Annotated in this window: 13 protein-coding genes; 11 read left to right on the top strand and 2 right to left on the bottom strand. The window is 68.0% G+C overall.

What is annotated here, in order from left to right:
• Nucleotides 1–40 precede the first annotated feature (40 nt).
• The 10 genes from hrcA to IEW85_RS03770 all read left to right on the top strand — a co-directional run bounded on the left by hrcA (nucleotide 41) and on the right by IEW85_RS03770 (nucleotide 10725).
• Nucleotides 41–1063, top strand: coding sequence for a heat-inducible transcriptional repressor HrcA (gene hrcA, locus IEW85_RS03725; protein WP_188682783.1), 1023 nt, complete (start codon nucleotides 41–43; stop codon nucleotides 1061–1063).
• A 51-nt stretch (nucleotides 1064–1114) separates the two neighbouring features.
• On the top strand, nucleotides 1115–2233 hold the full coding sequence (gene dnaJ, locus IEW85_RS03730) for a molecular chaperone DnaJ (protein ID WP_188682785.1): 1119 nt from the start codon (nucleotides 1115–1117) through the stop codon (nucleotides 2231–2233).
• Between the two features lie 35 nt (nucleotides 2234–2268).
• A complete protein-coding gene (locus IEW85_RS03735) occupies nucleotides 2269–3036 on the top strand; it encodes a 16S rRNA (uracil(1498)-N(3))-methyltransferase (protein ID WP_188682787.1) in 768 nt (255 codons plus the stop codon).
• Nucleotides 3037–3061: 25 nt separating this feature from the next.
• Complete coding sequence (locus IEW85_RS03740) at nucleotides 3062–4105, top strand: PhoH family protein (protein ID WP_188682789.1); 1044 nt, start codon at nucleotides 3062–3064, stop codon at nucleotides 4103–4105.
• Between the two features lie 80 nt (nucleotides 4106–4185).
• On the top strand, nucleotides 4186–4611 hold the full coding sequence (gene ybeY / locus IEW85_RS03745) for an rRNA maturation RNase YbeY (protein WP_188682990.1): 426 nt from the start codon (nucleotides 4186–4188) through the stop codon (nucleotides 4609–4611).
• Between the two features lie 5 nt (nucleotides 4612–4616).
• Complete coding sequence (locus IEW85_RS03750; protein WP_188682791.1) at nucleotides 4617–6071, top strand: hemolysin family protein; 1455 nt, start codon at nucleotides 4617–4619, stop codon at nucleotides 6069–6071.
• Entirely contained in the window at nucleotides 6068–7060 is a 993-nt protein-coding gene (gene era / locus IEW85_RS03755; protein WP_188682793.1) for a GTPase Era, read from the top strand. Before IEW85_RS03750 ends, era begins: the two co-directional genes overlap by 4 nt.
• Before the next feature lie 293 nt (nucleotides 7061–7353).
• On the top strand, nucleotides 7354–9105 hold the full coding sequence (gene leuA / locus IEW85_RS03760; RefSeq protein WP_188682992.1) for a 2-isopropylmalate synthase: 1752 nt from the start codon (nucleotides 7354–7356) through the stop codon (nucleotides 9103–9105).
• 33 nt (nucleotides 9106–9138) lie between these two features.
• Nucleotides 9139–9891, top strand: a complete 753-nt coding sequence (recO, locus tag IEW85_RS03765; protein ID WP_188682795.1) for a DNA repair protein RecO — start codon at nucleotides 9139–9141, stop codon at nucleotides 9889–9891.
• A gap of 33 nt (nucleotides 9892–9924) precedes the next feature.
• On the top strand, nucleotides 9925–10725 hold the full coding sequence (locus IEW85_RS03770) for an isoprenyl transferase (protein WP_188682797.1): 801 nt from the start codon (nucleotides 9925–9927) through the stop codon (nucleotides 10723–10725).
• Here IEW85_RS03770 and IEW85_RS03775 read toward each other — a convergent pair.
• A complete protein-coding gene (locus tag IEW85_RS03775) occupies nucleotides 10710–11735 on the bottom strand; it encodes an alpha/beta fold hydrolase (RefSeq protein WP_188682799.1) in 1026 nt (341 codons plus the stop codon). The genes IEW85_RS03770 and IEW85_RS03775 overlap by 16 nt on opposite strands.
• A gap of 60 nt (nucleotides 11736–11795) precedes the next feature.
• Here IEW85_RS03775 and IEW85_RS03780 point away from each other — a divergent pair, with 60 nt between their 5' ends.
• Nucleotides 11796–12905 carry a quinone-dependent dihydroorotate dehydrogenase gene (locus IEW85_RS03780; RefSeq protein WP_188682801.1) on the top strand — a complete coding sequence of 370 codons (1110 nt, stop codon included), beginning with the start codon at nucleotides 11796–11798 and terminating at the stop codon, nucleotides 12903–12905.
• Here IEW85_RS03780 and IEW85_RS03785 read toward each other — a convergent pair.
• On the bottom strand, nucleotides 12880–13479 hold the full coding sequence (locus IEW85_RS03785) for a DUF3043 domain-containing protein (protein ID WP_188682803.1): 600 nt from the start codon (nucleotides 13477–13479) through the stop codon (nucleotides 12880–12882). The genes IEW85_RS03780 and IEW85_RS03785 overlap by 26 nt on opposite strands.
• Nucleotides 13480–13602 lie beyond the last annotated feature (123 nt).

Below are 13602 nucleotides of genomic sequence, written 5' to 3' on the forward strand. Positions count from 1 at the left end.
AGAGTGCTAACCGATCTGTCCCCGGGGAGGCGTGAAGAAGATGTCGGAGACCCGTCGCCTGCAGGTTCTGCGCGCCATCGTGGAGGACTATGTGCACACCCGTGAGCCTGTGGGATCCAAGGCACTGGTGGACCGCCACAACCTGGAGGTCTCTCCGGCCACGATCCGCAACGATATGGCCCTCCTGGAGGAGGAGGGGCTGATCGTCGCCCCGCACACCTCCGCCGGCCGCATCCCCACCGACCGCGGCTACCGCACCTTTGTGGACAAGATCACCGCGGTCAGGCCGCTCTCGAGCGCTGAGCGCCGTGCCATGGACACGATGCTCGAGGTCGCCGACGACCACGACGCCATGCTGGACCAGACGGTCCGTCTGCTGGCCATGCTGACCAACCAGGTTGCTGTGCTGCAGCATCCGCAGCACAGCCAGGCCAAGATCCGTCACATCGAAGTGGTCTCCATGACACCTCAGAAGGCGCTGGCGGTGGTGATCCTGTCCTCCGGCAAGGTGGAGCAGCGGATGGTGACCCTCTCCGACGGGCTGGACGAGGAGAGCCTCCACCGGATCGGGCAACGTCTGGCCGAGGAGCTCTACAACCGATCGGCCTCGGCCACTCCGCTGCCCCTGGACCACCTGATCGCCCAGGTGGAACCGAGTCTCCAGCCAGCCATGGCAGTGATCGCGAACTCTGTGGAGGCCGTGTTGGAGGCCGGTCGGGTGGATCGCATCATCATGGCCGGCACTGCTAACCTCGCGAAGTCGGACCGTGACTTCGGACCGTCCATCGGCCCCATCCTCGAAGCGCTCGAAGAGCAGGTCGTCCTGCTGCGTCTGCTGACCGAGATGCAGGAGGACCCCCGTGGTCTCTCTGTGCGGATCGGCCGGGAGACCAGCCATGACTCGCTGGCCGAGGCCGCCGTCGTCGCCGCCGAATACGGGGCCGATGCCGGAGACGGGGCCAAGCTCGGCGTGGTCGGACCCACGCGGATGGACTACGGGTCCACGATGTCGGCGGTCCGAGCGATGGCGCGCTACCTCTCCAGGATCCTCTCCGAAGGCTGAGGGCACCTGACGCAACCGCACTGACAGACCTAGCGAACCGAAGGGCAAGCATTGACTGACTACTACGAGGCACTCGGCGTCAGCCGTGACGCGTCGACCGAGGAGATCAAGAAGGCGTACCGGAAGAAGGCGCGCAAGCTCCACCCGGACGTCAACCCCTCCGACGACGCCGCCGAGCAGTTCAAGACGCTCGGCCGCGCCTATGAGGTCCTCTCCGATCCGGAGAAGCGCCGCAACTACGACACCACCGGTGACGAGAACGGCCGCGCAGCAGGCGGCTTCCCCGGGGGAGGGGGCGGCTTCGGCGGCTTCAGCGACATCTTCGAGACCTTCTTCGGCGGAGGCGCCTCCGGGCCGGCCTCCCGCACCCGCCGCGGCCAGGACTCTCTGCTGCGTGTGAAGATCGACCTGGAGGACGCCGTCTTCGGCACCACCAAGGAGATCGAGTTCGAGACCGCGGTCACCTGCGGCGTCTGCGAGGGCAGCTGCACCCGCGAGGGCTCGACGCCGATCACCTGCCCCGACTGCCAGGGACAGGGCCAGGTCCAGCGCCCCATGCGCTCCATCCTGGGCACCGTCATCCAGACCGAGACCTGTGCGCGCTGCACCGGCTTCGGCAACATCATCGAGGACCCCTGCCAGGAGTGCGACGGCCAGGGCCGGGTGCGCGAGCGCCGCAGCCTGAAGGTCAAGATTCCTGCCGGCGTGGACAAGGGAAACCGCATCCACCTGGGCGGTGAAGGCGAGGCCGGTATGGCCGGAGGCCCCTCCGGCGACCTGTTCATCGAGGTGGACATCCGCCCGCATGAGGTCTTCACCCGACGCGGCAACGACCTCCACGCCACCGTCTCCATCCCGATGACCGCCGCAGCCCTGGGCACCACGGTGACACTGGAGACCTTCGACGGCCCTGAGGAGCTCGAGGTCAAGCCCGGCACCCAGTCCGGCGAAGTGCTGACCCTGCGCGACCGCGGCATCGGTCACCTGCGCGGCTCCGGTCGAGGTGCGATCAAGGTGCACCTGAAGGTGGAGACCCCCTCCAAGCTCAGCGACCGGCAGAAGGAACTGCTGCGCGAGTTCGCCGAGGAGCGGGGCGAGGAGCTCGGGGAGTCCACCACCGAGCACCGCGGCGTCTTCGCCAAGCTGCGCGACCGCTGGGACGCGCTCTAGAGTCCAGGCCCACCGCTGCTGAGGAGGCACCTGCTGTGACTGCGCCGCTCTTTCATCTGAGCCCCGGCAGCCTGGACGGGCTGGCCCCCGGCTCCCAAGTCACCCTGGACGGAGCCGAGGGTCACCATGCCGCTACGGTGATGCGCCTCGGGGCGGGGGAGCAGGTCCAGCTCTCCGACACCCAGCGGCTCCGGGTGACCGGGATGGTCCTCGACGCCGGCACCGGCGAGCTGGTCGTGGAGGTCCAGGAGATCTCCGAGGAGCCCCTGGAGCGCCCGGCCCTGGTGCTGGTCCAGGCGCTGGCCAAGGACAAACGCGACCTGCAGGCCGTGGAGTCGGCCACGGAGCTCGGCGTGGATGCGGTCATCCCGTGGCAGGCTGAACGCTCGGTGGCTCGCTGGAAGGCCGGCCGCGAGGCCAAGAAGCATGCGGAGTGGGTCAACACGGCAACTACGGCGGCCAAGCAGACCCGCCGCACCGCCATCCCCGAGGTGCGCCAGCTGCACACCACCGCCCAATATGTGCGCAGCCTCGGCGAGCAGGAGGGGGTCGGCGTCGTGGTGCTCCATGAGGTCGAGGAGATCTCTCTGGCCGCTGTGCTGGAGCAGCTGGAGGCTCCGCAGCTGGACGAGCTGCACCTGGTGGTGGGCCCCGAGGGCGGCATCTCGCAGGCAGAGATCGCTCAGCTCACCGAGGCCGGAGCGCGCACGGCACGTCTGGGACGCAGCGTGCTGCGGTCCTCCACCGCAGGTCCGGCCGGGATCGCCGGAGCACAGGTTCTGCTCGGACGCTGGGATTGGTGAGCGGCCGCGCTAGAATGGGCCCCACATGACTGAGACTTCACACACCTCCGGGCTCGCCGCCGGCGCGGCGGCCGCACCCGTGGGCAATATCGAACGCACTGTGCACTTCGCCGACGCTGAGACCATGTTCCGCACACTGGGTCAGCAGGACCTGGCGGTGCGCATCCTCCAAGGCCTCTATCCCGCCGTCTCGCTGGGCGTGCGGGACCAGCTGCTCACCGCGGCGGGACCCTCCGAGGATGTGAACCAGCTGCTGGAGATCGTGGACCAGCTGCGATCGCTGGCCGCCTCCGGCACCACGGCCACCTCGGAGATGATCGAGCAGGTCGCAACGATGGTCCGCGCCCAGCAGGCCGAGACCTCGGCCAAGATGGTGACCACCAACATCCTCTCCCACCGGGGCCGCACCATCCGGCCCAAGACGGCCAACCAGCAGGAGTACGTCGAGCAGATCGACGAGTCCACTGTGGTCTTCGGGATCGGCCCGGCCGGCACCGGCAAGACCTATCTGGCCATGGCCAAGGCCGTCCAGGCGCTGCAGGCCAAAGAGATCAACCGGATCATCCTGACCCGCCCCGCCGTGGAGGCCGGCGAACGGCTGGGCTTCCTGCCCGGCTCGCTCAACGAGAAGATCGATCCCTACCTGCGGCCGCTCTACGACGCCCTGCACGACATGATCGACCCGGAGTCCATCCCGCGGCTCATGGAGTCGGGCATCATCGAGGTCGCGCCGCTGGCCTATATGCGCGGCCGTACGCTCAACGACTCCTTCATCATCCTGGACGAGGCGCAGAACACCACGGCCGAGCAGATGAAGATGTTCCTGACCCGTCTGGGCTTCAACTCCAAGATCGTGGTCACCGGCGACATCACCCAGGTGGACCTGCCGCGCGGCACCGACTCCGGTCTGCGCACCGTTCTGGAGATCCTCGAGGGCGTGGACGACATCGCCATCTCCCGGCTGGGCTCCGAGGATGTGGTGCGCCACCAGCTGGTGGGCCGCATCGTGGACGCCTATGAGCGTCACCAGAACAGCCGCGAGCGGCAGAGCAGGACGGGCCGGGCGTGAACGGAGAGTTCCCGACGCCGGCCGGCGCAGCTGTGGAGGACGCCTCGGGCAGCGCCTGGGTCACCGCCGAGCATCTGGAGATGCTCGGCCGGCTCGCCTGCTGCCTCTACCGCCGACTGCACCTGGGCCAGCAGGTGGAGCTCTCGGTCACGCTCATCGACGATGAACAGATGGAGCAGCTGCATCTGGAGTGGATGGGCCTTCCTGACACCACCGATGTGATGAGCTTCCCTATGGACGAGCTCCGCGCCGGCACAGCCGAGGAGCCGGTTCAGGCGGGCGTGCTGGGCGACGTCGTCATCTCCCCGGAGGTGGCGTGGCGTCAGGCCGAGGCCGGCGGACATGCCCCTGAGGATGAGTTGGCGCTGCTGAGCGTCCACGGTGTGCTCCACCTGCTGGGACATGACCACGCCGAGGACGAGGAGCGGGCCGAGATGTTCTCCCTGCAGAAGAATCTGCTGGAGGAGTTCCTCGGCCGTCCGAGCCCCGCACCCACGGAGGCCTGAGCCGCATGGTCATCGCCCTGCTGATCACCGCTGCGCTGATCTGCGCGGTCTTCGCCTTCCTGCTCTCCACCGCAGAGGCCGCCTTCATCCGGCTGACCCGGCGTGAGGCGGAGGAGATCGCCTCCAAGGACGGCGGACGCGGACGCTCCGCCGCCGTCGAGATGATCCTGGAGCATCCGGTCCCGCACACCGCCGCCCTGCAGATGTGGCGCTGGCTGTTCACCACGGCGGTGGTGGTGCTGATCACGGTGACCGCTGTGCTCGCCGTCGGGGAGATCGCCGTGGCCGGTCTGCTGGCCGCCGTCGTGCTCATCATCGGTGGGATTGGGATCTCAGCTCTGTCGCCGCGCCGCGTGGGCCGGGCCCACCACATGCTGGTGGCCTCCGCCACGGCCAAGCTGGTCCGCGGACTGCGCCTGGCCCTGGGGCCGCTGCCGCAGGTGATCACCGGACTGGGCGCGCGTCTGGTGCCCGGCAGCGGGGAGAACGATCAGGGCTTCTTCGACGATGAGGAGTTCCGCGAGTTCGTGGCGCGGGCCTCCGAGACCGATCTGCTGGAGGACTCCGAGGCGGAGCTGATCCAATCGGTCTTCGAACTCTCCGACACCCGGGTCCGGGCGGTGATGGTCCCGCGTACCGATATGGTCACTGTGGACATCGGCACCTCCCTGGCCGAGGTGATGACGCTGTTCCTGCGCTCGGGCTACTCCCGGGTGCCGGTGACCCGCGGCTCGGCCGATGACATCACCGGGATGGTCTATCTGAAGGATGTGGCCTTCCTGGAGCACCACCTGCGGACCGGCCAGGTGCCCGGCGCCTATGAAGGGCGGGACTCCCACAGCATCACCGTGGAGGAGCTGCAGCGGGATGTGCGCTGGGTTCCGGAGTCCAAACCGGTCTCCGAGTTCCTCTCCGAGCTGCAGCGGGAGTCCACCCATGTGGCCGTGGTGGTGGACGAATACGGCGGAACCGCCGGATTGGTCACCCTGGAGGACCTGATCGAGGAGATCGTGGGCGAGATCGTCGACGAATACGACACCGCCGCCGTGGAGGTGGAGGTCCTCGAGGACGGCAGGCACCGGATCTCGGCCCGGATGGCCGTGGACGACTTCGCGGAGCTGTTCAACCTGAACCTCGACCACGAGGAGGAGGTGGACACCCTCGGCGGACTGCTGGCCAAGACGCTGGGACGAGTGCCCATCGCCGGTTCCGAGGTGGAGATCTCAGGCCGCGGCGAGACCCGGGTGGTGCTGCGCGCCGACCGGCTCGAAGGGCGCCGCAACCGGGTCAGCCACATCCTGGCCTGGGAGGTCGAGGAGCACCGCGGCGCCCGGGCAGGACTGGGCACCGAGGATGAGGACGAGGCAATGGGCATCCACGCCGAAGAGGGCGCGGAGCCCGCAGATGAGGGACAGAACGCCATGGCTGTGGCCGAGGCAGAGGAGGAGGCAGGACGATGACCGCTGACGGACCTACGGTGTTCCCGGAGTTCGACGAGAGCTTTCGCGCGGGATTCGCCAGCTTCGTCGGACGCCCCAATGCGGGCAAGTCCACGCTGACCAACGCGCTGGTGGGGGAGAAGGTGGCCATCACGTCCTCCAAGCCGCAGACCACGCGTCACACCATCCGCGGCATCGTGAACCGCCCGGCCGATGAGGAACGTACCGGCGCTCAGCTGGTCCTGGTGGACACCCCCGGGCTGCACCGTCCCCGGACGCTGCTGGGCCAGCGGCTCAACGACCTGGTCATCGACACGCTCTCCGAGGTGGACGTGGTGGGCTTCTGCCTGCCCGCCGACGAGAAGATCGGTCCCGGCGACCGGTTCATCGCCTCCCAGCTGACCAAGGTCCCGCATAAGCGTGTGGTGGCCCTGGTGACCAAGACCGATAAGATCCCCCGCAGGCAGCTGGCCGAGCAGCTCATCGCCGTGGACCAGCTGGGCCGTGAGCATCTGGCCGGAGAGAAGAAGCAGGCCGAGGGCTTCGAGGCCATCATCCCGGTCTCTGCGGTCAACGGTGAACAGGTGGATACGGTGGCCGATGAGCTCGCCCGCATGATGCCGCTCTCCCCGCCGCTCTACCCGGAGGGTGAGCTGACCGATGAGCCGGAGGCCGTCATGGTGGCCGAGCTGATCCGCGAGGCCGCACTGGAGGACGTCCGGGACGAGCTGCCCCACTCCATCGCCGTGACCGTGGAGGAGCTCATGCCGCGTCAGGGGCGGGATGAGGACCGTCCGCTGATCGACGTCCACGCCACCATCCACGTGGAGCGGGACTCGCAGAAAGCCATCATCATCGGCCGTGGCGGCTCCCGCCTGAAGCAGATCGGCAGCCAGGCCCGCGAGGGCATCAAGCGCCTGCTGGGCACACCGGTGTACCTGGACCTGCACGTGAAGGTCACCAAGGAATGGCAGCGCGACGCCAAGAAGCTGGGACGCCTGGGATTCTGATTCAGAACCGGCGGGAGCACTCGGCACCAGCGTCCACGGTATGGACGTTCCGGCGGTGACCTGCGGCTGCCGCGACCTCATGCTACGGTCGGAAATGTGCAGATCATCACGCGTCTCGACCTACAGCTAGAGCTTCTCCGCCGCAGCGGGGAAGAGCCTGTGCACGCCTGAGACAAGAATCTCGCGCACGGCTTCCTGGTCGAGTCCCCGCTGCGGAGTCACCGGCGTCTGATGAGCCGGCTCCCCATTTCGGCCGCATCCGATCAAGCTCCCACCTCTGAAAAGGACGCATGATGCAGAAGCTGCAGAAGCCCTCCGGAATGCCGTACCACCGCTACGTCCCCTTCCAGGACCAGATCACCGTCTCACTGCCGGACCGCACCTGGCCGGATCAGACCATCACCCAGGCCCCGCGCTGGTGCGCAGTGGATCTGCGCGACGGCAACCAGGCGCTGATCGACCCGATGACCCCGGACCGCAAGCACCGGATGTTCGAGCTGCTGGTCCGCATGGGCTATAAGGAGATCGAGGTGGGCTTCCCCTCGGCCTCCCAGACCGACTTCGACTTCGTCCGTCAGCTCATCGAGCAGGACATGATCCCCGAGGATGTCTACATCCAGGTCCTCACCCAGGCCCGCGAGCACCTGATCGAGCGCACCTTCGAGGCGCTGGAGGGCGCTCCGCGCGCCATTGTGCATCTCTACAACTCCACCTCTGTGCTGCAGCGTGAGGTCGTCTTCAAACAGGACAAGCCCGGGATCGTGGACATCGCCACCCAGGGTGCCCGGCTCTGCCGCAAATATGAGGAGCAGCTGCTGGCCACCTCTGGCACCCAGACCGACATCCGGTACCAGTACTCTCCGGAGTCCTTCACCGGCACCGAGCTGGACTTCGCCGCGCACATCTCCGATGAGGTGGTCGAGATCTTCGAAGCCACTGCTGAGCGGCCGGTGATCGTGAACCTGCCGGCCACAGTGGAGATGTCCACTCCGGATGTCTACGCCGATTCCATCGAGTGGATGCACCGGAACCTGCGCAACCGGGATTCCATCGTCCTCTCCCTGCACCCGCACAACGACCGCGGCACCGGCGTGGCCGCCGCCGAGCTGGGCTATCAGGCCGGCGCGGACCGGATCGAAGGCTGCCTCTTCGGCAATGGAGAGCGCACCGGCAATGTGGACCTGGTGACTCTGGGCATGAACCTCTTCAGCCAGGGCATCGACCCGGAGATCGACTTCTCCTCCATGGACGAGATCAAGCGGACCGCCGAGTACGCCAACCAGATGCCGGTGGCTGAGCGCTCTCCGTGGGCCGGAGATCTGGTCTTCACCGCATTCTCCGGGTCTCATCAGGACGCGATCAACAAGGGCTTCGACCACATCAACGCCCGCGCCGAGCGGGAGGGTCGCTCCGTGGACGAGATCACCTGGGCCGTTCCCTACCTGCCCATCGACCCCAAGGACATCGGACGCAGCTACGAGGCTGTCATCCGGGTGAACTCCCAGTCCGGCAAGGGCGGGGTGGCCTATCTGCTCAAGACCGAGCACGGCCTGGACCTGCCCCGCCGCGCTCAGGTGGAGTTCTCCGGAGTCATCCAGCGCCGGGCCGACGACGCCGGCGGCGAGGTCTCCGGCGAGGAGATCTGGAGGATCTTCAACGATGAGTACCTCCCCGCCGAGGGCGAGGGTGAGCAGTGGGGCTACTACCGCGTGGGCAAGGTGGAGACCACCACCGGCGACGCCGGCGACTTCTCCATGGACATCCAGCTGCAGATCGACGGCCGCTGGACCCGCCAGACCGCCGATGCCAACGGCCCCATCGCCTCGCTGCTGGAGATCCTCGGCCGCGACGGCGTGGACGTCCGTCTGCTCGACTACACCGAGCACGCCATGAGCCAGGGCGGCGACGCCCAGGCCGCCTCCTTCGTGGAGCTGGCCATCGGTGAACGCGTCCTCTGGGGCGTGGGCCTGGACCACAACACCACCACCGCCTCCCTGCAGGCTGTGATCTCTGCGGTGAACCGCGCCCTGCGCGACACCGAGTGATCGCAGGCGCCGCCGGCGCAGTAGTCTGGAGCCATGGTCGGCTCCACCTTCGCATCGCGCAGCTATCGCGACGTTGCGATCGTGCTGCGCACCCAGAACCTGGGGGAGGCCGACCGCATCCTCACCACGCTGACCGCCTCCCACGGGCTGGTCCGTGCTGTGGCCAAGGGGGTGCGCCGGACCTCCTCCAAGTTCGGCGCCACGCTGGAGCCGTTCATGGTGGCCGATGTCCAGTTCGTCCACGGACGCAGCCTGGACATCGTCACCCAGGCCACCTCCAAGGGGACCTACGGTCCGGACATCGCCGCCGACTACGACAAGTACATGGCCGCCCACACCATGGCGGAGACGGCCGAGCGGGTCACCGAATCCGACGACGGCTCCACCTCAGGCCAGTTCACCCTGCTGCACGGGGCCTATTCGGCGCTGGCCCGCGGAGTCCATCCACCTGACCTGGTGCTGAACTCCTATCTGCTGCGGGCGCTCAGCACGGCGGGCTGGGCGATCACCTGGACCGCGTGTGTGTCCTGCGGCAGGCCCGGACCGCAGGACGGCTTCCACCCGGCGGCCGGGGGACCGGTCTGCCCGGACTGCCGGCCGCCCGGCACCCGGAGCCTCACCCGCGGCACAGCGGATCTGCTCCAGGCTCTGCAGCACGGCCGGTGGGAGCAGACGCGCGAGGCCGACTCTCAAGACCGCCACGAGGCCACCTCCGTGGTGGGCAGCTATGTCCAGCACCACCTGGAGCGGCGGCTGAGATCCATGTCCGGCGGAGCGTTCGGATGAAGCTGACCTGCGGTATGCCTGATAATGGTCACCATGCCTTCTGAGTACTCGGAGCCCTGGCCGCACCACGCCGGAGCGCAGCCGCCGGCCATCCCGGAGAAGATCCTGCCGCGGCACGTGGCCATCGTCATGGACGGCAACGGCCGCTGGGCCAACCGGCGCGGCCTGCCCCGCACCGAGGGTCATAGGCGCGGAGAAGAGACCCTGATGGAGATCATGGCCGGTGCCATCGAGATGGGCATCGAATACGTCTCCGTCTACGCCTTCTCCACGGAGAACTGGAAGCGCTCACCGGATGAGGTGCGCTTCCTCATGGGCTTCTCCCGGGACATGATCCGGCAACGCCGTCAGACCCTGGACCGCTGGGGAGTGCGCATCCGCTGGAGCGGCCGCCGGCCCAAGCTCTGGCGCTCAGTGGCCAAGGAGCTGGAGCTCTCCGAGGCTGTCACCCGCGGCAACACCAGGGCCACGCTGAACATGTGCGTGAACTACGGGGGCCGCGCCGAGATCACCGACGCCGTCCGCGACATCGCGCAGAAGGCCAAGGACGGGAAACTGGACCCCAAGCGCATCCGGGAATCCACGCTGGCCGCCCATCTGGACGAGCCCGACATCCCGGATGTGGACCTGTTTATCCGCAGCGGGGGAGAGCAGCGCATCTCCAACTTCCTGCTCTGGCAGTCCGCCTATGCCGAGATGGTGTTCTTGGACCCGCTGTGGCCGGATATGGACCGCACCCACCTATGGGAGGCCGTAGAGACCTACGCCAGGCGCGACCGGCGCTACGGCGGAGCGGTGGACCAGGTGGCCGGCGGCGCTCAGTCCGGCGCGTAGGCCCGCAGCCAGCGCGAGACCTCTTCGAAGGCCTCCTGCCGCACGGTGGCCTCGGAGGCGAAGACATCATGGAGGGCCCGGCGCAGCCGCACCACGGTGACCCGGCGGCCCAGCTTCATCGCCCGCCGGGCCAAGAGGTCCACGTCCAGCACCGAGTCATGCTCCAACAGCTCTTCGGTCCAGTGGCGCTGGTACTTCGTGGCCGCTGAGAGCAGGACCAGCACCGGCATCTGCAGATGCAGCCCGTCATGGATCGCGCGATGTCCGGCCAGCACAGCCTTGAGCCAGCCGGAGGTCATCGGGAAGGAGTTCCGCGGCCGCCAGCGCGGATGCAGCGACCATTCCCCATGGGCCTGGTCGGAGAGCGACTGCCAATAGTTGTCCATCACCGGAAGCTTCATAGCCCGTTTGGGACTCAGGTGGCTCAGCGGCGTCAGCAGGCCCTCCAGCGCAGTGCGGGCCGCGGCATCTCCAGGGACCTCCAACCAGGGGCTGTTGAGCACCAGGACTCCTGCTCGGTCGGGATGACGCTCGGCCCAGAGCACGGCGATCAGCCCACCGGTGGAGTGGCCCTGGATGATGGGCCGCGGAGCCTCGGGGTGCTCCTCAGCGATGACCCCCAGAGCGGCCTCCAGGTCGGCGTCGTAATGGGTCAGGTCCTCCACATAGCCCGGGGTCTGGCCCTCGCGCAGGCTGCGCCCGTAGCGCCGCAGATCCAGGGCATAGAAGGGGTGGCCCTGCTCCGCCCAGAGCCGGGCCAGGGGCAGGTTGTAGAAGTAGTCGGACCAGCCGTGCAGCTGCAGCACCGGGGCCTTGGGCTGTGAGCCGCCCTCCGGCTCCTCGGGCTCGGGGTGATCCTCGAAGCGGACCAGCGTGGCGCAGAACGGCCCCTCCTCGTCCTCGCCCAGCGGCAGGGTCCTGCGCGAACAGCCGGGCAGCGGATCCGGAACCCACTCGCCGGCAGGGGAGTCCTCCAAGAGTGCTGTGTGATCGCTGGGCGGATGGGTCATGCTGACGAGTCTAGGAGATGACGCGGCGGGCCCGGTGCCGCGCCGACTAGGATGGATCCCATGCCGAGCTCCCTCTCCTCACCGGTGCTCTACCGGGCCGTCTTCAGCACTGTCTTCAAACGTATGGACCCGGAGGCCGCTCATCACGCGGTGGTCACCGGGCTGCAGATAGCCTCCGCCGCCGGGGCGGGCCGTCTGCTCGAGCGGAAGACCCGGCCGCAGGAGTCGCTGCGGACCGAGGTGCTGGGCCGCAGCTGGCCCTCACCCTTCGGGCTGGCCGCCGGCTTCGACAAGGGAGCCGTGGCGGTCCTGCCGCTGGGCGCACTGGGCTTCGGCCATGTCGAGATCGGCACGGTCACCGCACACGCACAGCCGGGCAACCCCAAGCCCCGGCTGTTCCGGCTGGTGGCCGATGAGGCGCTGATCAACCGGATGGGCTTCAACAACGACGGCGCCGAGGCCGTCCGCGCACGGCTGGTGCGCATCCGGCGTCGGATCGAGCGGCTGCGCGACTCGGGCCGGCATGCCCCCGTCCTCGGGGTCAACATCGGCAAGACCAAGACCACACCTCTCGAGGAGGCCACGGAGGACTATCTGATGTCCACCCGCGCGCTGGCGCCGGTGGCTGACTATCTGGTGGTCAACGTCTCCTCGCCGAACACTCCGGGGCTGCGGCAGCTCCAAGACATCGAGTCGCTGCGTCCGCTGCTGGCCGCGGTGCGAGCTCAGGCCGATGAGTCGGCCGAGCATTATGTGCCGCTGCTGGTGAAGATCGCCCCGGACTTGGCGGATGAGGACGTCGACGCCGTGGCGGACCTGGTGGCTGAGCTCGGGCTGGACGGCATCATCGCCACGAATACGACCATCTCCCGGAAGGGGCTGGTCACCTCGGCGGAGGCGGTGGAGTCCAAGGGTGCCGGCGGCCTGAGCGGGCCGGTGCTGGCAGATCGCTCCAAGGAGATCCTGGTGCGGCTGCGCGAGCGGCTTCCCGGCAGCGCTGCGATCATCTCCGTCGGGGGAGCGGTCAGCGCCCAGGACGTGGCCGAGCGGCTGGACCTGGGCGCTGACCTCGTGCAGGGCTATTCGGCCTTCATCTACCAGGGTCCGTTCTGGGCCCGGCGGATCAACGCCGGCCTGGCCAGGATCAGGAGGGGAACTCGCCGCGGCTGACCATCGGCTTGGGCAGGCGCAGGCGGCGGATCTGCAGCGACCGCATGGCGGCGTAGAAGCGCACGCCCTTCTCCACCTCGCCGAACTTCGCCTCGAGCTGCTTGCGGACCCGGCGTGCGACCCACCAGCATTCGACGATCACGGCCAGGACGAAGAGCCACAGCACCTGGCTCATCACCAGGCGCGCCTCGTCGGTCAGCACAAAGGAGATGAACAGGAAGGCGAGCACGAGCAGCAGCATCCACTCACCGACGCCGAACCGGGCATCCACCCAGTCACGGACGAAGCGGCGCTGTGGGCCGCGGTCGCGGGGAGGCAGGTACTTCTCGTCGCCGGTCTCCATGGCCACACGTTGCTTCTGCCGAAGCTGGCGCAGGTGTTCGCGCTGTGCCAGACGTGCTGCCTTGCGATCATCGGGCACCAGAGGGCGCTTGCGGGCAGCTTCGCGCTCACGCCGGGTGGGTGTGGGCTCGCCCTTGGGCTGCGGGGTCCGTTTGGTCTGCTGTTCGGCAGCCTCGTTCTGGGCCTCGGGCTCGGTGGTCTCGTCGGCAGTCTTCTTATTACGTCCAAACACCGGACCAGTGTAACCGGCGTCGCAGGCCTTCACCGCCGCCGCACGGCCGGGTCCGAACAGGGTGGCACATCCGAGGGTGCTCAGCTGGGGAATGTTCTGTCGCGCCACTGGTGTTGATACCTT

Origin of the sequence: Nesterenkonia cremea (assembly GCF_014642675.1) — a bacterium.
Lineage (GTDB): Bacteria > Actinomycetota > Actinomycetes > Actinomycetales > Micrococcaceae > Nesterenkonia > Nesterenkonia cremea.

Bases quoted from the DNA above. Each gene is read 5' to 3' on its own strand.
- hrcA (WP_188682783.1), top strand. From the start codon at position 41: ATGTCGGAGACCCGTCGCCTGCAGGTTCTGCGCGCCATCGTGGAGGAC.
- IEW85_RS03740 (WP_188682789.1), top strand. From the start codon at position 3,062: ATGACTGAGACTTCACACACCTCCGGGCTCGCCGCCGGCGCGGCGGCC.
- ybeY (WP_188682990.1), top strand. From the start codon at position 4,186: ATGCTCGGCCGGCTCGCCTGCTGCCTCTACCGCCGACTGCACCTGGGC.
- IEW85_RS03750 (WP_188682791.1), top strand. From the start codon at position 4,617: ATGGTCATCGCCCTGCTGATCACCGCTGCGCTGATCTGCGCGGTCTTC.
- era (WP_188682793.1), top strand. From the start codon at position 6,068: ATGACCGCTGACGGACCTACGGTGTTCCCGGAGTTCGACGAGAGCTTT.
- leuA (WP_188682992.1), top strand. From the start codon at position 7,354: ATGCAGAAGCTGCAGAAGCCCTCCGGAATGCCGTACCACCGCTACGTC.
- recO (WP_188682795.1), top strand. From the start codon at position 9,139: ATGGTCGGCTCCACCTTCGCATCGCGCAGCTATCGCGACGTTGCGATC.
- IEW85_RS03770 (WP_188682797.1), top strand. From the start codon at position 9,925: ATGCCTTCTGAGTACTCGGAGCCCTGGCCGCACCACGCCGGAGCGCAG.
- IEW85_RS03775 (WP_188682799.1), bottom strand. From the start codon at position 11,735: ATGACCCATCCGCCCAGCGATCACACAGCACTCTTGGAGGACTCCCCT.
- IEW85_RS03780 (WP_188682801.1), top strand. From the start codon at position 11,796: ATGCCGAGCTCCCTCTCCTCACCGGTGCTCTACCGGGCCGTCTTCAGC.